Below are 24,965 nucleotides of genomic sequence, written 5' to 3'. Positions count from 1 at the left end.
GGGACCTCGTCGGAAACCCGCGCACGGCCGACCGCCGGCCGGTCGCCGCGGAGCGGCCCGTCGCGAGTGCCGCCGGCCCCTTCGCCGCCGCCCGGGCTCCGCTCAGTCCAGTACGCGCCCCAGATAGGCCCTCAGCAGTGCCCGGGTCTCCGCGATGATGTCCTCGTCTCCCTCGGGGGACATCCGGAAGGCCAGGTGGACCAGGGTGTCGGCGGTTTCGACCGCGATCAGGAACGTGCGGCGGAGGTCGTCGTCGGGGGTGCGGCCGAGGTACGCCGACAGGAGTTCCGTCAGACGGTCGGCGACGCGGTGGTTGGGTTCGGCGTAGCGGGCGCCGACCGGGATCTGGTTGCCGAAGTCGACGAGGGAGAAGCCGGGCGCCGTGCGCTTCATGTCCAGGTACTCGTCGAGGACCGCGTCCATCGCCGCGCGCCAGTCACCCTCGCCGTCCGACTGCTCGAGGCGGTGGGTGACGCGGTCGGTGTAGCGCTCGAAGTTGCGTTCGGCGAGCGCGTCGGCCATCGCGCGCTTGTTGCCGAAGAAGCGGTACACGGAGCCGATGGGCACGCCGGCACGCAGGGCCACGGCCCGGGTGCTCAGGGCGTCGTAGCCGACCTCGTCGAGGAGGTCGGCGCAGGCGTCGAGGATCCTGGTCAGCCGTTCGGCGCTCCGTCGTTGGACGGGCGCGCGGCGCAGCGATGTCGCTTGGGGCACGGGCTTCATGATGCCTTTCCGCGGGAGTCCGGTGAACCTCGCCCGTCTGTACGGAGATGGGTGCGCCCCACACTCATCCCGGCCGCGGAGTCGCCGGTGCCCTGGGTGGGCGTCCCGCTCGCCCCCTCCGCCCCGCCCCCGGCCCCGCTCGGCGTCGAGTGCGGCCTCGTCGGCCCCGTCCCCGACGCCGTGATGTCCGCCGTGCTCTGGACGGGCCGGCCGTCCACGGCCCACACCGTGCCGTCGTCCGCGTACAGACGCACCGTGACGTGATGCGTGCCGCGCGGGACCAGCTTGCCGGGGAGGTGATGGTCCGGGGTGCGCAGCCGCGCGAGGGCGCGGCCGTCCAGCGAGAGCAGGGCGACACCGCGTCCGGCCACCGGCACCGCTCGCGCGCCGGGCGGCGAGAAGCGGAAGTTGTGGACGGTCAGCAGGACGTCCCAGCTGTCGTCGGAGTCCGGCTGGACCTCGACGGAGACCTCGGGTGCGCCCTTCTCGTCGACTTCACGGTAGTGCCGTCCCCTCTCGTCCGTGTCGTCCAGCAGCTTGCCCACCGGCGAGGCCGTCGCCCCGCCCCGCCGCCCGTGCGCGCCGTCGGCGCCACAGCCCGCCGCGCCGCCGAGCAGGGCGCACACCGCGAGCGCCGCGAGCGGTCCGCGCGTCCACGACATGCCGGGGAGAGTAGAGCACCCCTCCGACAGCCGGATCCTCCTGAAGTCGGGTCTTGCGCGTCCGGAAGGCGGGTCCTGCCCCGGCCTGCTTCCCCACCATCCCCCTTGCGCACACCGCACCCGAATCCTACGGTGATGCATAGGAATCAGGAACGAGGGAGCGATCATGAGCGGGGACGCACGGAAGACCGCCGAAGGACTGGCCCATCTCACCGGGTTCGGCAACGAACACGCCTCGGAAGCGGTCCCCGGCGCCCTCCCCGAGGGCCGCAACTCCCCGCAGCGCGCCCCGCTCGGCCTGTACGCGGAGCAGCTCAGCGGCTCGGCGTTCACCGAGCCCAGGGCACACAACCGGCGCTCGTGGCTGTACCGGATCCGCCCCTCGGCCGCGCACCCCCCGTTCACCCGCGCGGACAACGGCGCGATCCGCACCGCCCCCTTCACGGAGACGGCGCCCGACCCGAACCGGCTGCGCTGGAACCCGCTGCCCGAGCCCCCCGCCGGGACGGACTTCGTCGGCGGCCTGTGGACCCTCGGCGGCAACGGCGACGCCACCCAGCGCACCGGCATGGCCGTGCACCTGTATCACGCCAACTCCTCGATGGACCGCGTCTTCAGCGACGCCGACGGGGAGCTGCTGATCGTGCCGGAGCGCGGCGGACTGCTCCTGCGCACCGAGTTCGGGCTGCTGCACGCGGAGCCGGGCCAGGTCGCGCTGGTCCCCCGCGGCGTCCGCTTCCGCGTGGACCTCCTCGACGAGTCCGCCCGGGGCTACGTCTGCGAGAACTACGGCGCCCCCTTCCAGCTCCCCGACCTCGGCCCGATCGGCGCCAACGGACTCGCGGCCGCCCGGGACTTCAAGGCTCCCGTGGCCGCGTACGAGGACGTCGAGGGCCCCGTCGAGGTGGTGAACAAGTTCTGCGGCAACCTCTGGACGGCGACATACGACCACTCGCCCCTGGATGTGGTCGCCTGGCACGGCAACCACGTGCCGTACACCTACGACCTGCGCCGTTTCAATGTGCTGGGCACCATCAGCTACGACCACCCGGACCCGTCGATCTTCACGGTGCTGACCTCACCGTCCGACACCCCGGGGCTCGCCGGCGTCGACTTCGTGGTGTTCGCGCCGCGCTGGCTGGTGGGTGAGGACACGTTCCGGCCGCCGTACTTCCACCGGAACGTGATGAGCGAGTACATGGGGCTCATCGAGGGCGCCTACGACGCCAAGGCGGCCGGTTTCGTTCCCGGTGGGGGGTCGCTGCACAACATGATGTCGGCGCACGGGCCCGACCGGGAGACCTTCGACCGGGCGAGCGCCGCCGAGCTGCGGCCGCAGAAGATCGACGACGGTCTCGCGTTCATGTTCGAGACGCGCTGGCCGGTGACCGCGACGGCCCAGGCGGCCCGCGCCGAGCACCTCCAACCCGCGTACGACGACGTGTGGCAGGGGCTCCAGCGCCACTTCCGTCCGTCGGACTGAGCGCCACCGCCCGTTGCACTGCACGCCCGCGACCGGTACGGATAGCCCTCGTGACCTCTTTCGCCCCGGACTCGATCGTTCTGAACCGCAAACTGCCGCTCTGGTATCAGGTATCGCAGTCCCTGCGCGCCTCGATACTCGGCCGGTCGCCCCAGGACCCGCTGCGCCTGCCGACCGAGGAACAGTTGGCGGGGCACTACGGAGTGAGCGTGCTGACCATGCGGCAGGCGCTCAAGGAGCTGGAGGACGAGGGGCTGATCACCCGCCATCGCCGACGGGGCACGTTCATCGAGCCGGGCGTCCAGCGGGGCGCCCCGGTGCGGCTGCTCGGCTCGGTGGACGCGATCGTGGCGCAGCAGTCGGGCATGGTGGCGGAGCTGCTGGAGCACGGCAGATCACCCGTTTCGGGGGAACTCGCCGAGTATTTCCCGGATGTGGACGAGGTGGCGACGTACCACCGGCTGCGCGCCGACGAGCGGACCGGCGAGCCGACGAACCACGCCCGCAACTACGTGCGGCCCGAACTGGCCGAGCGCATCGGCCTGGACGACCTGGCCCGCTGGCCGATGACCAAGGTGCTGCGGGACGTCGTGGGCGTACGCATCGGCCGTATCACCGACACCGTGGAGGCGCGGCTGGCGGATCCGGAGACGGCGCGGCTGCTCCAAGTGCCGCTGCTCAGCCCGATCCTGCACTACACGGGCGTGACGTACGACGAGGACGGACAGGTCCTGGACGTGGCGGTCATCCACTACCGCGGCGACCGCTTCTCGTTCACGGTCACCCTCGACGCCGACTGATCCCCGTTCCCTCATGACCCCCTTGAGGTCGGCCGGCCACGTCGTACGATGCCCAGCGTGACGCACGACGACGCTCCGCTGCTCGCGGACCTCATGCCGTGGTCGGTCGCACCTCTGCGGCTGGGCCGTGGCTGGCCGATGGCGCCCGACGTGGCCTCGCTGAAGGCGCGCTGGGACGCCCTGCTGAAGGCCGAGGGGCCGGACCGCGAGGCCTTGTTCGAGCCGACCCGCGCACGCACCCTGCACTCCGCGGTGGCCCAGCTGCCGGGCCAGTCCAGCGGGACGGGGCGGCTCGCCCGTGCGACGGGCCCGTGCCCGGAGCCCGTGCGTGTGCTCGGCGACCCGTTCGACGAACAGTGGCTGATCCCGGACCACCGGCTCCTCGACGCGGCACGGCCCGAGCTGTGGCGGGTGGCGGACGAGGGCCAGGTGTTCGTGGCCGAGCAGACGGTCGCGCCCGGGTCCACCGGCCCCCTGCTGCTGGCTTCGCCGCTGCTGCCGGTGAAGTCGCCGGCCGTCCGCTCAGGTCCCGTCCGCCCGCTGTACCGGCGCCCGGGACGTCTCGAACCGAACCTGGCACCGGGCCTGGTGGAGCATCTCGCCGGACGCCTGGGCCGCCCCGTGTCACCCGTCGACGCCCTGGCCTGGATTCTGGCGGCCGCGCGGCCGGGCCCCGAGGGCATCGAGGTGCCGCTCACCGCGGACCCCGGCCTCTGGTCCCGGGGCACGGAGTCGGGCCACCGGACGCTGTGGCTGATGTGCCGCACCGGCGAGCGCCCCAAGCTGCCGGGCGGGCGCCGCCCCTACGTCCGCGCTCCGCTCCCCGCCCGCCCCCTGGAACTCCTCTACGACCGCGCGGAGGAGGCCCTGCACATCGGCGAGGGCCGGATCTCACCGGTGCCGGGCGGCGCCTGGGATTTCCACGTCGGCGGGGTCCGGGTCCTCGAGGCGTGGTTCGCCCGCCGCACGGAGCCCGCCGAGCCGGGCACGCTGGAGGCGGTGCGCCCCGCGGCCTGGCCGCAGGCGTGGACGTCCGAACTGCTGGAACTCATCACCGTGCTCGCCCTGCTGGGCGAGATCGGCCCGCGCCACGGCGAGTCGGCGGCGGGGGCACCGGTCACCGCGGCCGAGCTGTACCGGGCCGGTGTGCTCCCGGTACCGGATGCGGCACGTCGGCCCGCTTCGGTGCTCGACCACCACGAAGAGGGTCCGGAAGGCCAGTTCGCGCTGATCTAGACCGCGCGGGTGACGCGCGAGGGGGGTGCCGGGGGTGGTGGGGCGTCGGGGGGAGAAGGGAAAGGGCCCGCACTCATGCGGTACACCGGGGCGCCGCTGCGTGCCGTGGGGATGATGGACGACGAGATCGCAGCGCGTGCCGGGTCGGTGTGGCGTGAGCGCGGGCCCTTGTGGAACGCCGGTTTGTTCAGCGCCCGCCGAACAGCGAACGGCGCAGTCGGCGCAGTGGTGCGAAGAGCGAGACTCGCCTCACTCGCGCGCCCCTGCCGCTGCGGTCGTGCGCGGTGTCACGCGCGGTGAGCTCACGCATCAGCGACGTGGCCTCGGCCGTCTCGCGCTGCGGGATGGCGGGGCCGCCCAGCACTGCGAGATGGCGGTCGAGGCGCGAGCTGGTCGCGCTGCTCCCGCAGGTGATCGCAGGGACCCGTGCCCTGCTGCGCACTGTTATCTGTTCCATGTCACTCCCCACCCGTACGAGTCCACCCGGCCCGGGCAGGCTAACCCTATCGCCCCCTCGTGGCACTCGGGTATCGCGGGCGCAGGATTCACCTTGCCGGTAAGGGTGTTGACGGTTACTCTCCGAATCCGACCGATTCCAGGGCGAGTTGGACAACTGGCTGGCTGGTGGGCTGCGCTGAGCCTCCGTCGGGCTCGACGGTCACAGCAAGTGACGTCGCCTTGGTGTTCAGCCCGCTCGCGACCAAGGGCGCGTCGCCGTCGAAGAGCCCGAGGGAGCGCGGTTGGCCGTTGGGGCGCATGAGCCACAGCTGATGCACGCGGCCGCCGGACGGCGCCCGGAACCCGCTCAGGGTGACGACCGCGCGCCCCTCAGATGCGGAGGCGATCACTCCGATACCACGGCCCTTCGCGTCCCGGTCACTGGTCGCCCGGGCGTCGGGAGCGGCCAGAACGTGGGCGATCTCACGTGCCTGGGCCTGCTGCTCGGCGAGTTGGTCCTGGGTTCGGCCGGCCTGCACGGCGAACAGTGACGCCACGACGAGGGCGGCGGCGGCCGTGGCGGTGGCGAGCGGGACGAAGAGGGGGCGCGTGCGGCGGGCGCGGGCGCGTGCCGGGGGCGGCGCGGTTCCCCAGACATGGGCCGGCAGATGCGGCTCCCGCGCACGCGACGCACCCTGGGGAGCTTCCTGGGGTGTGCTGCGTACGGCGCTGAGGACCCGGTCCCGCAGCGCCGCCGGCGGCGGGGCCGCCGTGGACCAGGCGAGCCGCACCGCGTCCTCGTACAGGTCCCGCACCTCCGCCGCACAGCGGTCGCAGCCCTTGAGGTGTCTCTCGAAGCGACGGCGTTCGTCGGGCTCGAGGGCGTCGAGGGCGTAGGGCGCGGCAAGCGAGTGCAGATCGCGGCGCAGCAGACGGTCGAGGGCGCTCATGCGGCTCCTCCCAGGCAGTTGCGCAGCCGCGTGAGTCCGTCGCGCATTCGCGTCTTGACCGTGCCGAGGGGCAGCGAGAGCCGCTCGGCCACTTCACGGTACGTGTAGCCGTCGTAGTAGGCGAGGGTGACGGACTGGCGTTGCAGGGCGGTCAGGCGGTCCAGGCAGCGGCGTACCCACTCGCGTTCGAGGCCGGCCTCGACTTCCTCGGCGACCTGGTCGAAGGCGGGGTGGTGGGCGCGGAGCGCCTCGCGCTGCTCGCGTTCGCCGGCCGCGCGGGCGCTGCGCACCCGGTCGACCGCGCGGCGGTGCGCGAGGGTGAGGATCCAGGAGAGGGCGCTGCCCCGGCCGGGGTCGAAGCGGGCGGCGGAGCGCCACAGTTCGAGCAGCACCTCCTGAGCCACCTCCTCCGACTGCGCCGGATCCCGCACGACCCGGCGCACCAGACCGAACACCGGCCCGGACACCAGTCCGTACAGCTCTTCGAATGCCCGTTGGTCACCTTCGGCCACGAGCACCAGGAGCTCGTCCGCATGCACCAGCACCCCCACCAGTCCCCCCTCTCCGGCCGTCTCCGGCCCGTCCCGCCTCACTGAAGTATTCGCAGCGATCACGTCTTCGGATGGGGTTACGGATGGGGGAAGCGAAAACGCGGGTCCCGCGCCGATGAAACAACTGGCGAAAGTCACCGTAAGAACGTTTGGGATTCGACCAATCCACCCCGGCGACCGCTCCGAATGCGGTTCGTCAGGCAAGTTGGCACTGAGGACGGACGGCATGACACCTATCTCCAGGAGCGGTGCGGGACGCAGGAGCCTTGCGACCCTCATAAGTGGTGCGCTGGCCGCCGGGGGGCTCGCGGCCGCCGGCGTCACCGCGCTGGAACCGGGGGCGGCCTCCGCCTCCAGTCACCGGGAGGCCCCGCTGATCTCGGGCACTCCCCAGTACGACAACACCGACGTGTACGCGTTCGTGAGCCCGGACAAGCCGGACACGACGACGGTCATCGCGAACTGGATCCCGTTCGAGGATCCGGCGGGCGGTCCGAACTTCTACACGTTCGCGGAGGACGCCCAGTACGACATCCACATCGACAACAACGGTGACGCCCAGGGCGAGTTGATCTACCGCTACACGTTCAAGACGCACCGCAAGAACGGCGACACGTTCCTGTACAACACGGGTCCGGTGGACAGCCTCGACGACCCCGACCTGAACATCACGCAGACGTACGACATCGATCTGCTCAGGCTGCACGACCAGAAGCTGGTCTCCCGCACGAAGGTCGCGGACGACATCCCCGTGGCGCCGTCGAACGTCGGCAAGGCGTCGATGCCGGACTACACCAAGCTGCGCAACCAGGCCGTGTACAAGCTCGCGGGCGACTCCACGACGTTCGCCGGCCAGGCGGACGACCCGTTCTTCCTGGATCTGCGGGTCTTCGACCTGCTGTACGGCGGAGACCTGTCGGAGGTCGGGCGCGACACCCTCAAGGGCTACAACGTCAACTCGATCGCCCTTCAGCTGCCGACCGACATGATCACCGAGTCGAAGGACCAGCCGATCGTCGGCATCTGGTCCACGACCCAGCGCAAGGACGCCCGCGGTCACTACACGCAGGTCTCGCGCCTCGGCAACCCGCTGGTCAACGAGGTCGTCAACCCGCAGAAGGACAAGGACAAGTTCAACGCGTCCTCGCCCTGGGAGGACGCGCAGTTCCTGAAGAACGTGACCAACCCGGAGCTGCCGAAGCTCATCGAGGCGATCTACAAGATCAAGGCGCCCGCCGAGCCGCGCAACGACCTGGTCGACGTGTTCCTGAAGGGCGTGAAGGGCCTCAACCAGCCGCCGCACGTGACACCGGCCGAGGAACTGCGGCTCAACACCTCGATCGAGCCCACCGCCAAGCCCAAGCGGCTCGGTGTGCTCGACGGCGACAACGCGGGCTTCCCGAACGGACGCCGGCTCACCGACGACGTGATCGACGAGGCGCTCCAGGTCGTGGAGGGCGAACTGGTCGGCTCCAAGAACGACTTGGGTGACGCGGTCAACAAGAACGACAAGAAGTTCGAGCACTCCTTCCCGTACGTGGCCGAGCCGACGGCCGGTTCGCGCGGGAAGACCGCCGGCGGCACCGGCAACAGCGTGCGCAACCAGCTGGGCGACGGTCTGATCGCGAACGCCACGGACGGTTCCAACACCACGCTGATCGCGGCCTCCGCGGCGGCGGGCGCGGCCGGGTTCCTGCTGATCGCCACCGGTCTGGCGTGGTGGCGTCGGCGCAACCGGGCGTACTAGTCCCGGCCCACTGACTGGCGCGGCCCGCACGTAACCCATCCCCCACGGTGCGGGCCGCGCCGCTCATCCGCCACAACGACCGTTTCCCTCAAGGACATCGAGGAGAGGGCATGTCCCCGCGTACGAACGACAGCGCGCCGGAGAGCGACGGCGGCGAGCAGCCGCCCGCCGGGCCGGAGGCCGGGACCGCCGAGACCGGCACACCGGCTTCGGCGACCGGTACGGCCGGGGCCATGCCCGAGGAATCCGCGGGGGGCGCCACGACCGAGGAACCCTCGGTGGGCGCCACGACCGAGAAGCCCTCGGCGGGCGCCACGACCGAGGACCCCTCGGCGGGCGCTACGACCGAGGAATCGCCCGCCGACGCCGTGGCTCAGCAATCCGCGGCCGCCGCCCCGGCCGAGGAGTCCGCAGCGGCGGCTACGGCCAAGGAGTCACCGGCCGACGCCAGGGCCGAGGAGCCCGCAGCGGGAGCTGCGGTCAAGGAACCGCCGACCGGCGCCGCGCCCGAGAAGCCCGCCGGCGCCACGGCCAAGAAGTCCCCGGCCGACACCACGGCCGAAGAGCCCGCAGCGGGAACTACGGCCAAGGAGCTCCAGGCCGGTGCCGTGGCCCAGGAGGCCCCGGCGCAGGAGGCCGTGGCGCCGAAGGCCCTGGCGCAGGCCCCGGGGTCCGGGGCCGATGGCGTGCGCGACGAGCGTGTCGCCGCCGTCCGCCGGCTGTCCGTGTCCGGGCGTCGTTGGCGCGCGGCCCAACTCGGCTTCTGTGCGGCCGCGTTGGCGGTCGCACTCACCGCCGGGGCCGTGGTGCTCGGCGCCGTCCGGGACGGCGGAACCGCCAATGCCGCCGCCGCGCCGGTCGCCGTGTCCCCGCAACTGCTCGCCAGTGGCGACCTGGACGCGAGCATCACCTCCCTCCAGGCTCACCTCCGGGCCCAGCCCAAGGACTTCGGCGGCTGGGCGACGCTCGGCCTCGCGTACATCGAGCAGGCCCGCACCAAGGGCGACCCCTCCCGCTACCCGCAGGCGCAGCGCGCACTGGACCGCTCCCTGCGACTGCGGCCCGACAACGACCCGGCGCTCGCCGGACGCGCCGCCCTCGCCGCCGCCCGGCACGACTTCCACGGCGCCCTGACCTACGCGGACCGGGCGCTGAAGCAGAACCCGTACAGCGAGCGCGCCCTGTCCTCCCGTATCGACGCCCTCGTCGAACTCGGCCGCTACGACGACGCGTCGAAGGCCGCCGACGTGGCCGACCAACGGCGCCCCGGCGTCCCGGTCTTCACGCGGTACGCCTACGTCCGGGAACTGCGGGGGGACGTGAAAACCGCCCGCCGCGTCCTGGAGCAGGCGCTGAGCACCGCCACGAGCCGCGGCGACATCTCGTACGTCGCGTCGGCGCTGGGCCAACTCGCCTGGAACCAGGGTGAGTACAAGGCGGCCCTCACCTACTACGCGCGCGCCCTCGCCGCCGACGACAGCTACCTCCCGGCTCTCGAGGGCCGGGCCCGCGCCCAGGCCGCGCAGGGCGACAGCGCAGCGGCGATCCGCGGTATGGAGCAGGTCGTGGAGCGCTTCCCGCTGCCCCAACCACTGGTGGAACTGGGTGAGTTGTACGAGGCGCGCGGCAAGAAGGGCAATCCGCAGAAGGCCCGCGACCAGTACGCGCTGGTCGACGCCTGGGTCGCGCTGGCCCGCGCCAACGGCGTCAACGCCGACCTCGACACGGCCCTGGCCGCCGCCGACCACGGTGACGCCAAGGCCGCGCTGAAGGCGGCCCGCGCCGAATGGGCCCGCCGCCACACCGTGCACACCGCGGACGCGCTCGCCTGGGCCCTGCACGTCAACGGCCGCGACAAGGACGCCCTGCCGTACGCCCGTCGGGCCACCGCCACGGGCTACCACAACGCGTCCTTCCTCTACCACCGCGGCATCATCGAGCGCGCCGCCGGCGACGCGAAGGACGCCCGCGCCTCCCTGAAGTCGGCCCTCGACCTGAACCCGGGCTTCTCACCGCTCGGCGCCCGCGAGGCCCGCACGGCACTGGGGGCGGCGAAGTGAACCCCCGCCGCGCGTTCGCCTCCTGCGCCGCCGTACTCACGGCCGCCTGCGCCCTCGTCCTCGTCCCGTCCGGGCCGGCGAGCGCGCATCCGCTCGGCAACTTCACCGTCAACCGGTACGACGGTCTCGTCGCCGCCCCAGGACAGCTCCGGGTCGACCACGTCGAAGACCTCGCGGAGATCCCGGCGACCCAGGCCAAGCCGGAGATCAAGAAGCTCGGCATGACCGACTGGGCGCGGCAGCGGTGCGAGACGGCCGCGCACGACAGCAAGGTGACCGTCGGCGGCCGCCAGGTCGCGCTCTCCGCCGGCACCAGCCACGCGCGCGTGCGGCCCGGCCAGGCGGGGCTGAACACCCTACGGGTGGAGTGCCGGCTGACGGCACCCCTGCCCAAGGGCGACTCGGTCACCCTCGGCTTCCACAGCGCGGGCGCCACGTCCGGCCCCGGCTGGCGGGAGATCACCGCGCGCGGCGACCGTATGACGCTCACCGCGTCGGACGTACCGAAGAAGTCGGTGTCACAGGAACTGACCAGCTACCCCAAGCAGTTGCTGTCGTCCCCGGCCGACACCGCGGCCGCGTCCCTGCGGGTACGCCCCGGCGGCCCCGCGCTCGTCGAGGAGCAGCGGGACGCACCCGCCGCCTCCGTGCTCCCGCGCGGCGCCGACCGCTGGACCCGGGCGCTGGACGGTCTGGTGGCCCGCCACGATCTGACGGCCGGCTTCGCCGCGCTGGCGCTGCTCATCGCGGTCGGCCTCGGCGCGCTGCACGCGCTCGCGCCGGGGCACGGCAAGACGCTGATGGCCGCGACGGCGGCGGCCCGCGGCGGCCGCGCCACGCTTCGGGACGTCCTGCCGCTGGCCGCGTCGGTGACGGTCACCCACACCTTGGGCGTGGTGGCCCTTGGCCTCCTGGTCACCGCCGGTTCGGCGGCCGCGCCCTCGGTGATCGCCTGGCTGGGCATCGCGAGCGGGGTTCTGGTGACGACGGCGGGCATGACCCTCGTACGACGGGCTTGGCGGAACCGGGTGCCTGCGCACGGCCACGACCACGGGCACAAGCACGACCACAGCCACGACCACGACCACAGCCACGACCACGGCGATCACGTGCATCACGATCACGCGGACCACAGGGAACACGCGCACGAGCGGCCCCTGGTCCTCGCACACGCGCACGGCGAGACCCACGCGCACGACGCACCCCACACCCACCCGCACGACCAGAACCACAACCACAGCAACAGCCACAAGCACAACGAGAACCACGGCCACGGCCACGGCCACAAGCACGACCACGACCACGACCACAAGCACCCCCACTCCCCCACCCTCGAACACACCCACGGCGGCTTCACCCACACCCACGAGATCGCCCCCACCCTCCGCGGCACGATCCTGCTCGGCTTCGCCGGCGGGCTGGTGCCCAGCCCCTCGGCCGTCGTCGTCCTGGTGGGCGCCGCGGCGCTGGGGAAGGCGTGGTTCGGGCTGCTGCTCGTCGTGGCATACGGCGTCGGACTCGCCCTCACACTGACCGCGGCCGGGTTCGCCGTGGTCAAGCTGGGCAGCGGGATGACACGTGTGCTGAACCGGCGTCCCCGCTGGACCGACGGGCCGATGGCCGCGCTGGTGCGCAGGACCGTGCCCCTGGGGTCCGCGTTCGTCGTCGTAGCTCTCGGGGCCGGATTGGTGCTCAAGGGGGCGGCATCCGCACTCGGGTGAGCTACTTTTGGGGAGAAATCACGCGGAGTGGAGCAATCGCGCGGATGCGATGGGGGGACGCCCGTGTCCGAAGAACCGGGCAGTGAACGTGTGATCGCGGGACGCTACCGCCTGCTGTCCCCCCTCGGCGAGGGCGGCATGGGCACCGTGTGGCGCGCCCACGACGAGGTCCTGCACCGCGAGGTCGCGGTCAAGGAGGTGCGCGCCCCGGCGGGGCTCCCGGCCGCCGAGATCGAGCGGATGTACACCCGGCTGGAGCGTGAGGCGTGGGCCGCCGCCCGCGTCGCGAACCGGAACGTCGTGACGGTCTACGACGTCGCCCACGAGGACGGCCGCCCCTGGATCGTCATGGAGTTGATCCGCGGGATCGCGCTGTCCGACCTGCTGGACGCCGAGGGCCCGCTCTCGCCGCAGCGGGCCGCGCACATCGGCGCCGAGGTGCTCGCCGCCCTGCGCGCCGCGCACACGGCGGGGGTGCTGCACCGCGACGTCAAGCCGGGCAACGTCCTGATGGCGAACGACGGCCGGGTGGTGCTCACCGACTTCGGCATCGCCACGGTCGAGGGCAGCTCGGCGCTGACCATGACCGGCGAGGTCATCGGCTCGCCCGAGTTCCTCGCCCCCGAGCGGGCACTGGGGCGTACGCCGGGACCCGAGTCCGACCTGTGGTCGCTCGGCGTCCTGCTCTACGCGGCCGTGGAGGGCAACTCTCCGTTCCGCCACGACACCCCGCTGAGCACGCTCCGCGCGGTCGTGGACGAGGAGTTGCCGCCGCCGTTCCGGGCGGGCCCGCTGGCCCCGGTCATCGAGGGGCTGCTGCGCAAGGACCCGGCGGACCGCGTCCCCGCCGAACAGGCCGAGCAGGACCTGCGGCTGATCGGCGCGGGCGGCACCCCGCGCACCGGCACGTCGGCCTACTCGCCCACGGTCACCGCCTTCCCGGGCCCGTCGGACACTCCTCCGCGCCCGGTCCCCGCCTCGGCAGCCACACGGCCCTCGGCGGCGCGCGCGGAGGCGGCCTCCCCCGAACCCGCCCGCAACCGACGCGCGGCCGTCGCCGTCATCGCGGGACTGGCCGCGCTGGCCCTCGCCCTGGCGGGACTGACGTACGCCCTGCTGACCCGTGACAACGGCGGCGGCACGGCAGGCACGACGAGCAGCAGCTCGAACGGGAGTGCCGGAGGCGGGAGTTCGAAAACCCCCGAGGACGACAACGCCGACGGCGGGGGCGACCACAGCTCGGGCTCCACTCCGGGAGGCGGCGGTGGCGGCGGCGGTACGACGACCCCGCCGGCCCAGTCCGTGAAGGTGACGGTCACCGGCGTGCACACCGACTACTCCGGTGCCTGCCCGCCGCCCACCGCCCAGGCGCCCACGTTCACGGCGACCTTCACGGTGGGCCGGGTGCCGGTCGAGGTGGAGTACCGCTGGGTGACCAAGAAGGGCGAGGTCCCGGATCCGGGCTGGAAGACGCTGTCCTTCCCGGCGAGCGGCGGAAAGACCCAGCAGAAGCAGGTGTTCGTCACCACGTACGACACGAGCGGAACGATCTCGAACGAGATCGCCGTCGAGGTGCGCGACCCGGTGCGCACGACGTCCAACTCCGTGCCGTTCTCGGTGACCTGTGCGACGGAGACCCCGACGGACGGGGCCTCCGCTTCCGGTTCACCTTCGCCTTAAAAATTCAGGCCTTAAAAATTCAGGCCGTGGGAGCTCAGGCCACGCTGTTCATGACCGGCAGATAGCCGCCGGACTGGCCGGCCGCGGTCGGGTGGTAGGACTGGCCGATGTTCAGCAGGTCGAGACTGTGCAGCCAGGTGCTGCTGGAGCAGATCTCATGGCCGGTGAAGGTGCTCTTGACGTCGCCGAAGGTGAAGCCGTGGTCGGCGGCGCGCTTGGCGATGGCGCTGTTCAGATAGTCGGCCGCGTCGTTGATGGCGGACCGCTTGGTCTCCGAGAGGCCCGCGAGGCAGGAGCCGCCCAGTTTGTAGAAGCGGGGGTAGCCCAGCACGGCCACATGGGCCGACGGGGCCTTCGTGCTGATCGCCGTGTACACGCTGTCGAGTTGGCCGGGCAGGGTGGAGTCGACGTACGCCTTCGCCGTGTTGATGCGGGAGAGGCAGGCGCTGTCGGACTGGAGCACACAGGTCGTCATGACGTCGGAGAAGCCCGCGTCGTTGCCTCCGATGGTGAGGGAGACCAGGCCGGTGGACGAGTTCAGGGTGCCGAGCTGATTGGCCAGGACATCACCCGTACGAGCGCCCGAGCAAGCCATGAAACTGAACGACGAGGGTGAATGCGCGGCCTGCCAGAGGTACGGATAGGCCTTCGAACTGCGCTTGCAGTCGCCGCTGGAGCTGAGGTAGCTGCCGGCGCCGACACCGGACGAGTACGAGTCGCCGAGGGCCACATAGCCCGTGGCCGCGGCGGCTGGGGACGCCTGCGCCGTCGCTGCCCCGGTGAGGGCGCAGCCGACGGCGAGGAGGAGTGAGGTCACGTATGCCGTAATTCGGGAACGTCTCATGGAACCTCCCTTTAGCAGGATCTCTGCCGTAACCGTCGTACCAGCTACGCGTGTTGACAGGAAGTGTCCATGCCAAGACTTCTCGGCACTTTCCGGGGTCGCCCCGGGGTGCTCACGGCCCCGTTGATTGCGTGCTCATGTCAGACTCATGACAGGGTCTCAACTCCCTTGAGCCACCCCCGTAGATGGCCGAGGCTTTACTCAACCCAGGGCGGAACACGACGCTCCAGGGCCGTGTGCGTGATGACGCGCGCACCCCCCACAGCCGTGCGCCCCACCCAGGCGCGCCGCTGCCCAGAGGAGGACTCCCTCGTATGGCACAGCTGCGTAGCAAGAAGATCCGGATCGCCGCGATAACCGCCGTGGCGACCGGCGCCCTCGTGGGCGGATTCACCGCACTGCCCGCCCAGGCCACCCCGGCCGAGGGCACGGTGCTCGCCGCCGGCTCCCCCACCGCGATCAAGGGCAGCTACATCGTCACGCTCAAGAAGGGCACCGGCTTCAAGGCCGCGTCGAGCAAGGGCAAGGGCCTGATCAACGAGTACGGCGGCACGGTGAAGAAGACGTTCGGCGCCGCGCTGAACGGCTACACGGCCAACCTCTCCGCGACCGAGGCCAGGAGACTCGCCGCCGACCCGGCGGTGGCCACGGTCGAGCAGAACCAGACGGTGCACCTGACCGACACCACGCAGTCCAGCGCCCCTTGGGGCCTCGACCGCGTCGACCAGACCTCGCTCCCGCTCTCCACCACCTACACCTACCCGGACACGGCGGGCAGCGGTGTGACGGCGTACGTCATCGACACCGGCGTACGCATCACGCACGCGCAGATCAGCGGCCGGGCCTCGTACGGCTATGACGCCGTGGACGGCGACACCACCGCCTCCGACGGCAACGGCCACGGCACCCATGTGGCCACCACCATCGCGGGCTCGACCTACGGCGTCGCCAAGAAGGCGAAGATCGTGGCGGTCCGGGTGCTCGACGACGCCGGCTCCGGCACCACCGCGGGCGTGATCGCGGGCATCGACTGGGTGACCAACAACCACAGCGGCCCCTCCGTCGCCAACCTCTCGCTCGGCGGCGGCGCCTCCACCTCGCTGGACACGGCGGTGTCGAACTCCATCGCCAGCGGTGTGACCTACGCGGTCGCGGCGGGCAACAGCAGCGCCAACGCCTCCTCGTACTCCCCCGCCCGGGTCGCCGCGGCGATCACGGTCGGCGCCACCACCAGCACCGACGCCAAGGCCAGCTACTCCAACTACGGCTCGGTCCTGGACATCTTCGCGCCCGGCTCCTCGATCACGGCGGGCTGGAACACCAGCGACACGGCCACGAACACCATCTCCGGTACGTCGATGGCGACCCCGCACGTCGCGGGCGCGGCCGCCGTCTATCTGGCCGGCCACACCTCGGCCACCCCGGCACAGGTCGCCTCGGCCCTGACCGGCGGCGCCACCACCGGCAAGGTCACCAGCGCGGGCACCGGATCGCCGAACAGGCTCCTGAAGATCGTCCCGTAACCACCGGTCCCGTCGACCCGCACCACCGTTCCCCGGAGGCGTCCCGCGCCTTCGGGGAACGCATGTTTAAAGCGGCCCCGGAACCCGCGCGAGCGCCGTCCGCATCTTGACGGCCCCCCGTCCGCTGCGCGACATTGAAGCCCGGCATCCGGCGCTTCGGGGGGCAAAGTCGCCAATGCAGACCATACGCATCAAGACACCTTCAACAGACAGCGCACAGCGGTCGGGGCAGGGTCCGGGGAGGGACCTGTCGCCGCTGCTCGCGGGCGCAGCGACCGCGATCGGAGGAGTCGGCGCGGTCCTCGCGCTCGCCGACGTGGACTCACCCCTGCGCGGCCCGTTCACGCTGTTCTTCCTGCTCGCGGCGCCGTCCGTCGCCATCGGCGCCGTGCTGCGCGGGCTGGAACCCTTCGGTCGCGTCCTGGTCTCGGTTGCGGGAGCCGTCGCCGTCGACATGCTGGTGGCCCAGGGCATGCTGGCCGTGCACCGCTGGTCGGTCCACGGCGGCATCGCGGCCGTCACCGCGATCAGCTCCCTCGTTCTCCTGCTGGTACTCGTACGGCGGCTGCGCGGCCGTACGGCAAGAAGACGGGCCTGACGACGTGGACATCAGCGTGTACCGCCCCGGCGAACTGAGCGCCGCCGACCGGGCGGCCTGGACGGCCTTGCAGTCGAAGGCCCATCTGGACGGCTCGCCCGAGCTGGCGAACCCGTTCCTGTCCCCCGAGTTCACACTCGCGGTGGGCCGCTGCAGACGCGGCGTACGTATCGCGGTCGCCCGCGAGGACGGGGAGCCCGCCGCGTTCTTCCCGTTCCAGAGGACGGCCACCGGCGTGGGCCGGGCCGTCGGTCTCGGTGTCTCCGACTGCCAGGGCCTCGTGCACAGGGCCGGCTTCACCTGGGACGCCCAGGAGCTGCTCCAGGCCTGCGGGCTCGCCCTGTGGGAGTTCGACCACCTGGTGGCAGGCCAGGCGCCGTTCGAGGCGGGAGCCGCCGGCACCTTCCCGTCCCCGGTGATGGAGGTCGACCAGGGCTACGAGGCGTATCTGCGCGGACTGCGCGCCCGGTCGCCGAAGTTCACCAGGACCACGCTCGCCAAGGAGCGCAAGCTCGGCCGGGACACCGGCGGCGTGCGCTACGTCCACGACGAGCGCGATCCGGCCGCGCTGCGCACACTGATGACCTGGAAGTCCGCGCAGTACCGCAGGACCGGGCGCAGCGACCGCTTCGCGCACGCCTGGATCACCCACCTGGTGCAGCAGCTCTTCCACTCCCGCTCCGAGCCGTTCGCGGGCATCCTCTCGGTGCTCTACGCGGACGACAGGCCGGTCGCCGCTCACTTCGGACTGCGCAGTGAGCGGGTGCTGGCGTGCTGGTTCCCGGCGTACGACCCGGCGTACGCGAAGTACTCGCCCGGGCTGATCCTGCATCTGCGCATGGCCGAGGCCGCGGCGGCGGACGGCATCGCCCATCTGGATCTCGGCCGGGGTCAGAAGGATTACAAGGATTCCCTCAAGACACGGGAAATCGCCGTGTCCGAGGGGTGGGTGACGCGCCGTCACCCGATCGCGTTCGGGCACAGGGCGCATCGCGCCCCGGTCCGGGCACTGCGCAATGCGGTGCTGTCCCGGCCGGAGCTTTTCGAGTCGGCCGACAGGATACTCAAACGGATGGGGAAAATCCGTTCGAGTCGTTAGGTAACGGCCAAACCAACAAAAACGTGAGGCCTCGTTCCAGGTCTTGCCATAAAGGCTCAATCATCAATACCGTCGTACATCTCACCCGCATCGGTCCATCATCACGCGGCTCCAGGGGAGGGCTCAGGTACCGCGATGGTCCCGGCGCGGGGCGCGGTAGGGGGGTGCCGTGCTCGGTGACCGCAACTGTGCCGAGTCGTGCCGCGCGACCGACTGCCGTTCTCACGACAGACGGCCGGCTTTGCCAGCTCACCCGGCATGCACGGAGATCCATTTCGTCATGCCGTAAGTGGGAACACAACCCCCCTTTCGAACCGGACACAGAGCCGGACCGCCCAGGGGCGGGCGGTCCACCGGACGAGAGGGACCAGACTCGTGAGCTCATTCCTGCGCCCGGCGGTTTCGGGCCAAGATCCATTTACGACCGGTAATTACCGGGCCATCTCATCTCACCTGGCGATCACGCCTCCGGTGAGTGTCGTGATTCCCGCCATGAACGAGGCGGAGAATCTTCCCTACGTCTTCAAGTCCCTTCCCGACTGGATACACGAAGTGGTTCTGGTCGACGGCAATTCCACCGACGGCACCGTCGAGGTGGCCCGCGAGCTGTGGCCCGACGTCAAGGTCGTCGAGCAGCGGGGCAAAGGCAAGGGCGATGCGCTGATCACCGGGTTCGAGGCCTGCACCGGCGACATCATCGTGATGGTCGACGCGGACGGCTCGGCCGACGGCCAGGAGATCGTCAGCTATGTCTCGGCGCTGGTGTCGGGGGCCGACTTCGCGAAGGGTTCGCGGTTCGCCAACGGGGGCGGCACCTCCGACATGACGCCGATCCGCAAGCTCGGCAACCGGGTGCTGTGCGCGGCCGTCAACGCCAAGTTCGGCGCCCGCTACACCGATCTCTGCTACGGCTACAACGCGTTCTGGCGGCACTGCCTGGACCAGATCGACCTCGACTGCACCGGCTTCGAGGTCGAGACCCTGATGAACATCCGGGTGGTCAAGGCCGGTCTCAAGGTGCAGGAGATACCGAGCCACGAGTACCTCCGCATCCACGGCGCGAGCAATCTGCGGGCCGTGCGGGACGGGTTGCGGGTACTCAAGGTGATCCTCAAGGAGCGCTCCAACCGGCGCGCGCTGCGCAGCAGGCCGCACGCCATGCAGCTCAACTCGGGTCAGGGAGAGGTGTCTTGAGCAGTCCGGACATCTCGGTGGTGATCTGCGTCTACACCGAGGACCGCTGGGCGGACATCCTCGCGGCGGTCGCCTCGGTGCGGGCGCAGTCCCGCCCGGCGCGCGAGACGCTGCTGGTCGTGGATCACCACCAGACACTGCTGGAACGATTGTCCCGGGAGTACAAGGAGGTTCCCGAGGTGCGGGTGCTCGCCAACGCGGGCCCCCGCGGCCTGTCCGCGGGCCGCAACACCGGGATCGCGGCCTCGCACGGCGAGATCATCGCGTTCCTGGACGACGACGCCGTCGCCGAACGGGACTGGCTGCGGCACTTCGCCGAGGGGTACGAGGACCCGCGGGTCATGGCCGTCGGCGGCCGTACGATGCCCATCTGGGCGTCGGGCCGCCGCCCGGCCTGGTTCCCCGAGGAGTTCGACTGGGTGGTGGGCTGCACGTACAAGGGCCTGCCGCCCGGCCGCGTGCGGGTGCGCAACGTCCTCGGGGGCAACGCCTCGTTCCGCCGGACGGCGTTCGACGCGGCGGGCGGTTTCGCGACGGGCATCGGGCGCGACGGCGACAAGCGTCCGCTGGGCTGCGAGGAGACGGAGCTGTGCATCCGCCTCACCCGGGCCAGACCGGACGCGATCCTGCTGATCGACGACCGTGCCGTGATCCATCACCGGGTGCCGGAGCCGCGCGAGCACTTCGCCTACTTCCGCACCCGTACCTACGCCGAGGGTCTCTCCAAGGCCCTGGTGGCGCGAAGTGTCGGCGCCGGCAAGGGACTCGAGTCCGAGCGCCGGTACACGACCCGGGTCCTGCCCGCCGGGGTCGCCCGCGGTCTGCGCGACGCGGCGCTGGCCCGCCCGGGCGGCGCGGGCCGTGCGGGCGCCATCGTCGCCGGGGTGCTCACGGCGGCCGGCGGGTATGTGCTCGGCAGTGTCCGGGCCCGTAGGGGCGGCGCCACCTTCTCGGTGGTGGAGCCCCCGGACAGCGAGGGGGAAGCAGCATGAGGGAACCGGCCGTGCCGATTCTCATGTACCACTCGATCGCGACGGCGCCGAACGACGCGACCCGCGCCCTGTCCGTCGCCCCCGAGGCGTTCGCCGAGCAGATGGCGCTGCTCGGCGACCTGAAGATCACTCCGGTCAGCACCGCGCAGCTCGCCGAGAGCTGGCGCTCGGGCGGTCCGCTGCCCGAGCGCCCCGTCCTCATCACCTTCGACGACGGCTACGAGGGAGTGCACCGGCACGCGCTGCCGGTGCTCGCCGAGCACGGTTTCGCGTCCACCCTGTTCGTCTCGACGGGCTGGATCCGGGGCGCGTACGACACCGGTGGCGGCCTGGACACCATGCTCGACTGGGACCAGGTCCGCGAACTCGCGGACGCGCAGGTGGAGATAGGCGGCCACAGCCACACGCATCCGCAGCTCGACGAGATCGACGACGACGCTCTCCGGTTCGAGCTGCTGCGCTGCAAGGAGATCGTCGCCGACGAACTGGGCGCCCGCCCGGTGTCGTTCGCGTACCCCTACGGCTACTCCAGCCGCCGGGTGCGCGAGGCGGTGCGCGAGGCGGGTTTCGCTCAGTCGCTCGCCGTCGGCAACGCGCTGGCACGCCGCCGCCAGGGCCCGTACGCCCTGCGGCGCGTCACCGTGCGCCGCAGTACCGGTGTCGAGGAGTTCACGCGGCTCGTCGAGGGCCGTGCGATCGCCCTCGACTTCGCCAGGGACCGCGCCCTCACCAAGGGGTATGCCATGGTCCGCAGAGCACGACAGGTCCGCCGGAAGGCCATCCGTTCCCGTGTCTGACACGACCACCACCCAGGCCGAGACACCCACCACCGAGGCGGCCGCGCAGCAGTCCGGCCGCCGCCTTCGCCTGCCCGGCCGGGGCAAGGGCGCGGGCGGCGGCAGCCAACTGTTCCGCAACGCCTACGCCCTGATGCTCAACACCGGTATCTCCGCGGTGCTCGGCCTGGGCTTCTGGCTGGCCGCGGCCCGGTACTACGACGAGTCGGCGGTGGGCCAGGGCTCCGCGGCGATCGCCGCGATGAAGCTCCTCGCGGGCCTGACCGCGGTGACACTCACGGGCGCGCTCGCCCGCTTCATCCCGGTCTCCGGACGCGCCACCGGCCGCCTCATCTTCCGTACGTACGCGGGCAGCTCGGTCGTCGTCGCACTCGCCGCGGTGGTCTTCCTGCTGACGCTCAACGCATGGGGGCCCTCGTACCGCTTCCTGCACGGACCGCTCAACGGGCTCGGCTTCATCGTCGCGGTCGTCGCCTGGTCGCTGCTGACCCTTCAGGACGGGGTGCTGACCGGGCTGCGCAGCGCGCTGTGGGTGCCCGTGGGCAACACCGTGTTCTCCGCGGTGAAGCTGGCCCTGCTCGTCGCCTTCGCGGTGGCGATCCCGGCCAGCGGCGTCTTCGTGTCCTGGGTCGCGGCGATCGCCACGTCCGTGGTGCCACTGGGCTGGCTGGTCTTCCGGCGCCTGGTGCCCCGGCATGTGAAGGCGACCAAGGACCACACGCGGCCGCCGACACTCAAGGAGGTCGGACGGTTCCTGGCCGGCGACTACACCGGCTCGCTGTTCTCGCTCGCGGTGGTCTACCTCGTACCCGTGATCGTCGCCTCGCAGGTCAGCTCCGAGAACAACGCGTACTTCTACATCACCACGACCATCGGCGGAACGGTCAACCTGCTGGCCATCAACATGGGCGCCTCGCTCACCGTCGAGGGCTCGCACGACCCGGCGCGGCTCGCCGCGAACACCCGGGCGGCGCTCAGGCGGATGGCCCGCCTCATGCTGCCGGTGTGCGGGATCCTGTTCGTCGGGGCGCCGTTCATCCTGCGCGTCTTCGGTGAGGGCTACGCACACGCGGCGACCCCGCTGCTGCGCTGGTTCGCCGTCGGAGCGCTGCTGCGCGTCGTCATGGAGACGTACTTCGCGGTCCTGCGCGCCCAGAGCCGCACCTCCGGACTCGCCTATCTCCAGGGCCTGCTGTGCGTCCTGGTGCTCGGGCTGACGCTGATCCTGCTCCCCCGTATGGGCCTGACCGGCGCGGGCGTCGCGGAGATCTCCAGCCTCGCCGTGATCGTGGCGATCGCCGCGCCCAAGCTGTTCAAGATCGTGCGGACCGCGCCGTCGCCCGCCGTGCCCGAGGACGCGGCGCCGGACGGCGACCTCGCCGATCTGGGGGCGCGCGAGGCCGCCGGGGCGGGGAGTGGTCCTTCCTGGGCGAGGAAACTGGACGCCGACACCCTGGCGCTCGGCCTCCACGTCGACTTCGACCACCTGGAACGCCGGCCGGATGTGCGTCCGGGCCCGGGCACACCGCCCACCGGGTCGCCCGCGGTCCGGCCGGACCGCCGGCCGACCTGGGCCCTGCGGGTGCAGTCGGCCAGGGAGCCCGAGCCGCACGTGGGCCTGCCCGTGGAGGAACGGGAGCCGGGCTCCGAGGCGTCGCTCGGGCCCGCCGAGGTGCCCGAGGTGGACGCGCCGTTCACGGGGGAGGCCGTACAGGCGCGGGCGTCCGTAGGGGAGTCGGGGGCCGTACGGGAGCCGGAGGCTCCGTCTCCGGGAGCGCCGCCGGACACTCCCCTGTCCCTGCGGGACCGGCTGCGGCCGTCCCGTCCCGGGGTCGTCCTGGGCTGTCTGCTGGTCTCGGCGCTGCTGCTGTACTGGGTGCCCGCGCTGGGCCTCGACGAAGCCGCGCTCGACCGGATGGGCGGCCTCGGACTGATCTCGGTCCTGCCGATGCCGACCCTCGTCGGTGCCGCGCTGCTGGTCGTGGTCTTCGCCTCGCTGCTCTGGCGGACCCGCGAGCACCAGGGGCTGCTGCTGTTCACCCTGCTCGCCACCGTGGTGTCGCTGCACGCGCTGCCCGCGGTGATCGAGACCGAGCCGCGGTTCGCGACGGCCTGGCAGCACCTCGGGTTCCTCGACTACATCGACCGGACCGGGTCGGCCGTGCCCGACCTGGACGCGCGCTGGAGCTGGCCCGGCTTCTTCGCGGTGGCCGCGTTCGTCGCCAAGGCCTGCGGGGTCACCGATCTCACCGAGGTCATCCGCTGGTGGCCGATGACCGTCCAACTCCTCTATCTGGCACCGCTGTTCCTGCTCGTACGCTCGCTGCGGGCGGGCTGGCGCGCCAAGTGGACCGGCATCTGGATCTTCGTGCTCAGCGGCTGGGTCGGCCAGGACTACTTCTCGCCGCAGGGCTTCACCTATCTGCTCTACCTGGCCTTCGTGGCCATCCTGCTGGTGTGGTTCCGGGCGCCGCGCGTGCTGTGGAGCACACGGCGTCCCGGCGAGGCGGAGGTCGAACCCGCCGGCCGGCGTCAGCAGGCGGTTCTGCTGATGGTCCTGATCGGCCTGTTCGCCGCGACCGTCCCGGCCCACCAGCTCACACCGTTCGTGATGCTGGGCGTGCTGGCGGTGCTGGTCCTGGTGGGCCGCTCCGAGCTGCGCGGTCTGCCCATCCTGTTCGCGGTCGTCGTCGCCGTCTGGATAGGCTTCATGGCCGAGCCGTACTGGTCCGGGCACTTCGACGACCTCTTCGGCGGGGTCGGCGGCGTCGGCAGCAATGTGTCGACCTCCGTCTCCGGACGTATCCAGGGCGGCAGTTCCACCCACAAACTCGTCCTCTACACCCGCGTGCTGCTCGCCGGCGGCGTGCTGGCCCTGGCCTGCTGGGGCTGGTGGCGGCGGCGCGACCACAAGTACCGGGAGCGCTCGCTGCTGGTGCTGACCTTCGTGCCGTTCCTGGGCTTCGGCATGCAGTCGTACGGCGGCGAAATGGCGCTGCGCGTCTTCATGTTCGCCCTGCCGGGCGCGGCCCTGCTCGCCGGGCTCGCCCTGTTCCCGCGCACCGGCGTCACGGCCGAGGAACGGGACAAGGACCGGGTGAGCCTCGCTCCGGTCGCGGCCCTGCTGGCGGGCCTGCTGCTCATGGGCGGCTTCCTGGTGGCCCGCTGGGGCAACGAGCCGTTCGAGCGGATCCGCCCCGGCGAGGTCGCGGCCATGAACTACGTGTACGAGCACGACAAGCCGAGCGTGCGGCTGCTGTGGCTCAGCAACGACACCGTCGACAATGTGACGCCCGCGATGCCGTGGGGCGCCCGGGACATGGAGAAGGTGGAGTACGTGCCGACGCTCGCGCCCAGCGATCCGGTCCTCGTGTCGGGTCTGGTCAAGTCGCTCAAGGACGCGGGCCCGAACTCGTATCTGATGATCAACCGCAGCCAGGTCACCTACCTTCAGCTGGACGTGGGCTATTCCACGACCTGGGAATCCCGGCTCGTCCGCAACCTGGACGACCGGCAGGAACTGAAGAAGGTCCTCGTCAACGACGACGTGACCATGTACACGCTGCGCAAGCAGCCGGCGGGCAAGGTCCCGAAGCCCGATCCGGGGCCGATCGGACCGCAGGTGACCTGGACTCCGTGGTCCGTCGTCGGCGGCCTGGCGGCCGTGGCGCTGGTGCTGATGCTGACCGCGCGCGAGGTCGTACGGGTCGCGGTGCGGCCGGGCGTACGGCAGCTGCAATGGCTCCAGAGCAGCTTCTGGTTCTCGCTACCGCTGCTCGCCGTGCTGCTGGCGTCACTCGTGCAGCGGTTCATGACCATGAAGTAGCCCGTCCAGCGGTTCATGCCCCGGTTCCTGACCGGGCGGCA

Annotated in this window: 20 protein-coding genes; 14 read left to right on the top strand and 6 right to left on the bottom strand. The window is 71.5% G+C overall.

The window, feature by feature from the left end:
* Window positions 1-102 precede the first annotated feature (102 nt).
* Window positions 103-723, bottom strand: a complete 621-nt coding sequence (locus tag SAVERM_RS33860) for a TetR/AcrR family transcriptional regulator (protein ID WP_010987990.1) — start codon at window positions 721-723, stop codon at window positions 103-105.
* Window positions 720-1,385 (bottom strand): hypothetical protein, encoded by a 666-nt coding sequence (locus tag SAVERM_RS33855; RefSeq protein ID WP_010987989.1) that lies wholly within the window; start codon window positions 1,383-1,385, stop codon window positions 720-722. The genes SAVERM_RS33860 and SAVERM_RS33855 overlap by 4 nt, the downstream gene beginning before the upstream one ends.
* A gap of 166 nt (window positions 1,386-1,551) precedes the next feature.
* On the opposite strand from SAVERM_RS33855, the gene hmgA reads away from it, so the two are divergent.
* Genes hmgA through SAVERM_RS33840 form a run of 3 tightly spaced genes read left to right on the top strand, consistent with a single transcriptional unit; the run spans window position 1,552 to window position 4,904 of the window.
* On the top strand, window positions 1,552-2,868 hold the full coding sequence (hmgA, locus tag SAVERM_RS33850; RefSeq protein WP_010987988.1) for a homogentisate 1,2-dioxygenase: 1,317 nt from the start codon (window positions 1,552-1,554) through the stop codon (window positions 2,866-2,868).
* A gap of 50 nt (window positions 2,869-2,918) precedes the next feature.
* Window positions 2,919-3,668 carry a GntR family transcriptional regulator gene (locus SAVERM_RS33845; RefSeq protein WP_010987987.1) on the top strand — a complete coding sequence of 250 codons (750 nt, stop codon included), beginning with the start codon at window positions 2,919-2,921 and terminating at the stop codon, window positions 3,666-3,668.
* Between the two features lie 48 nt (window positions 3,669-3,716).
* Window positions 3,717-4,904, top strand: coding sequence for a type ISP restriction/modification enzyme (locus tag SAVERM_RS33840; protein ID WP_010987986.1), 1,188 nt, complete (start codon window positions 3,717-3,719; stop codon window positions 4,902-4,904).
* 187 nt (window positions 4,905-5,091) lie between these two features.
* Here the strand turns inward: SAVERM_RS33840 and SAVERM_RS33835 are convergent, their stop codons facing one another.
* The 3 genes from SAVERM_RS33835 to SAVERM_RS33825 all read right to left on the bottom strand — a co-directional run bounded on the left by SAVERM_RS33835 (window position 5,092) and on the right by SAVERM_RS33825 (window position 6,831).
* Window positions 5,092-5,361 (bottom strand): hypothetical protein, encoded by a 270-nt coding sequence (locus SAVERM_RS33835; RefSeq protein ID WP_010987985.1) that lies wholly within the window; start codon window positions 5,359-5,361, stop codon window positions 5,092-5,094.
* A 115-nt stretch (window positions 5,362-5,476) separates the two neighbouring features.
* Entirely contained in the window at window positions 5,477-6,292 is an 816-nt protein-coding gene (locus SAVERM_RS33830) for an anti-sigma factor (protein WP_010987984.1), read from the bottom strand.
* Window positions 6,289-6,831, bottom strand: a complete 543-nt coding sequence (locus SAVERM_RS33825; RefSeq protein WP_037646638.1) for a sigma-70 family RNA polymerase sigma factor — start codon at window positions 6,829-6,831, stop codon at window positions 6,289-6,291. The genes SAVERM_RS33830 and SAVERM_RS33825 overlap by 4 nt, the downstream gene beginning before the upstream one ends.
* A gap of 238 nt (window positions 6,832-7,069) precedes the next feature.
* On the opposite strand from SAVERM_RS33825, the gene SAVERM_RS33820 reads away from it, so the two are divergent.
* From SAVERM_RS33820 to SAVERM_RS33805, 4 genes are all read left to right on the top strand, one after another.
* Window positions 7,070-8,590, top strand: a complete 1,521-nt coding sequence (locus tag SAVERM_RS33820; RefSeq protein WP_010987982.1) for a DUF4331 domain-containing protein — start codon at window positions 7,070-7,072, stop codon at window positions 8,588-8,590.
* A gap of 110 nt (window positions 8,591-8,700) precedes the next feature.
* Window positions 8,701-10,650 (top strand): tetratricopeptide repeat protein, encoded by a 1,950-nt coding sequence (locus tag SAVERM_RS33815; protein ID WP_037646399.1) that lies wholly within the window; start codon window positions 8,701-8,703, stop codon window positions 10,648-10,650.
* Window positions 10,647-12,371, top strand: coding sequence for an urease accessory protein UreH domain-containing protein (locus SAVERM_RS33810; RefSeq protein WP_010987980.1), 1,725 nt, complete (start codon window positions 10,647-10,649; stop codon window positions 12,369-12,371). The genes SAVERM_RS33815 and SAVERM_RS33810 overlap by 4 nt, the downstream gene beginning before the upstream one ends.
* 63 nt (window positions 12,372-12,434) lie before the next feature.
* A complete protein-coding gene (locus SAVERM_RS33805) occupies window positions 12,435-14,051 on the top strand; it encodes a serine/threonine-protein kinase (protein WP_037646397.1) in 1,617 nt (538 codons plus the stop codon).
* A gap of 34 nt (window positions 14,052-14,085) precedes the next feature.
* On the opposite strand, the gene SAVERM_RS33800 is transcribed toward SAVERM_RS33805, so the two are convergent.
* Window positions 14,086-14,895 carry an SGNH/GDSL hydrolase family protein gene (locus tag SAVERM_RS33800; protein WP_010987978.1) on the bottom strand — a complete coding sequence of 270 codons (810 nt, stop codon included), beginning with the start codon at window positions 14,893-14,895 and terminating at the stop codon, window positions 14,086-14,088.
* Between the two features lie 314 nt (window positions 14,896-15,209).
* On the opposite strand from SAVERM_RS33800, the gene SAVERM_RS33795 reads away from it, so the two are divergent.
* From SAVERM_RS33795 to SAVERM_RS33765, 7 genes are all read left to right on the top strand, one after another.
* Window positions 15,210-16,418 carry a S8 family peptidase gene (locus tag SAVERM_RS33795; protein ID WP_037646393.1) on the top strand — a complete coding sequence of 403 codons (1,209 nt, stop codon included), beginning with the start codon at window positions 15,210-15,212 and terminating at the stop codon, window positions 16,416-16,418.
* A gap of 175 nt (window positions 16,419-16,593) precedes the next feature.
* Window positions 16,594-17,016, top strand: coding sequence for a hypothetical protein (locus SAVERM_RS41975; protein ID WP_202497554.1), 423 nt, complete (start codon window positions 16,594-16,596; stop codon window positions 17,014-17,016).
* Between the two features lie 4 nt (window positions 17,017-17,020).
* Complete coding sequence (locus SAVERM_RS33785; protein ID WP_010987975.1) at window positions 17,021-18,115, top strand: GNAT family N-acetyltransferase; 1,095 nt, start codon at window positions 17,021-17,023, stop codon at window positions 18,113-18,115.
* Between the two features lie 375 nt (window positions 18,116-18,490).
* The gene (locus SAVERM_RS33780) at window positions 18,491-19,309 is read left to right on the top strand and encodes a glycosyltransferase family 2 protein (protein WP_010987974.1); all 819 of its coding nucleotides are present in this window, start codon (window positions 18,491-18,493) and stop codon (window positions 19,307-19,309) included.
* The gene (locus tag SAVERM_RS33775; RefSeq protein ID WP_037646390.1) at window positions 19,306-20,301 is read left to right on the top strand and encodes a glycosyltransferase family 2 protein; all 996 of its coding nucleotides are present in this window, start codon (window positions 19,306-19,308) and stop codon (window positions 20,299-20,301) included. The genes SAVERM_RS33780 and SAVERM_RS33775 overlap by 4 nt, the downstream gene beginning before the upstream one ends.
* Complete coding sequence (locus SAVERM_RS33770; RefSeq protein ID WP_010987972.1) at window positions 20,298-21,098, top strand: polysaccharide deacetylase family protein; 801 nt, start codon at window positions 20,298-20,300, stop codon at window positions 21,096-21,098. Before SAVERM_RS33775 ends, SAVERM_RS33770 begins: the two co-directional genes overlap by 4 nt.
* Window positions 21,091-24,924, top strand: coding sequence for a membrane protein (locus SAVERM_RS33765; RefSeq protein ID WP_037646388.1), 3,834 nt, complete (start codon window positions 21,091-21,093; stop codon window positions 24,922-24,924). The genes SAVERM_RS33770 and SAVERM_RS33765 overlap by 8 nt, the downstream gene beginning before the upstream one ends.
* Window positions 24,925-24,965: the final 41 nt, after the last annotated feature.

Origin of the sequence: Streptomyces avermitilis MA-4680 = NBRC 14893, assembly GCF_000009765.2 — a bacterium.
Taxonomy (GTDB): Bacteria; Actinomycetota; Actinomycetes; order Streptomycetales; family Streptomycetaceae; genus Streptomyces; species Streptomyces avermitilis.
This window is presented reverse-complemented; position numbering and strand designations above follow the sequence as displayed.